This window comes from Vogesella lacus, from assembly GCF_979366295.1.
In genome coordinates this window covers 1-625 of sequence record NZ_CEETQT010000034.1, presented here as the reverse complement: position 1 = coordinate 625, position 625 = coordinate 1, and the positions used below count along the sequence as shown (strand labels likewise).

Annotated in this window: 1 protein-coding gene; it reads left to right on the top strand. The window is 66.1% G+C overall.

What is annotated here, in order from left to right:
- Nucleotides 1–625 (top strand): condensation domain-containing protein (locus ACZ9W6_RS17575; RefSeq protein ID WP_465192484.1); only part of this gene is annotated, 625 nt, incomplete at both ends.

Sequence of the window (625 nt, the reverse complement as noted above, 5' to 3'; positions counted from 1 at the left end):
ACATTCAGGGTAATGGCGCCGATGTGCGTGAAGTGCGCCAGCGGCTGGATGACGATCTGGCGCTCGCCATCCGCCAGCAGGCGCGCCGTCATGGCGTAAGTGCTGCCGCGCTGTGCCATCTGGCGTGGGCGCTGGTACTGGCGCGCACCAGCGGTCGTGATGATGTGGTATTCGGCACCGTGCTGTTCGGCCGCATGCAGGGGGGCGAAGGGGCGGATCGCGCGTTGGGGCTGTTCATCAACACCCTGCCGCTGCGTGTCAAGCTGGCCAGCCAGAATGTCCTGGCCGCGCTGAAAGCCACCCAGGATGGTCTGACCGCTCTGCTGCGCCACGAACACGCCAGCCTCGCACTGGCCCAGCGTTGCAGTGGCTTGCCGGGCGGCACCCCGCTGTTTACCAGCATGCTCAACTACCGCTACAGCCCGGAAGGCGCGGACGACGATCAGCACTGGACGGGTCTGACCATGCTGGGCGCGGAAGAGCGCACCAACTACCCGCTTGCACTATCGGTCGACGATCTGGGCGCAGGCTTCAGCCTCGCCGCGCAGAGCGTTGCCAGTATCGCCACCGAACGCTTGTGCGACTACATGACACTGGCGCTGACGGGCATTACCGCAGCGCTGGC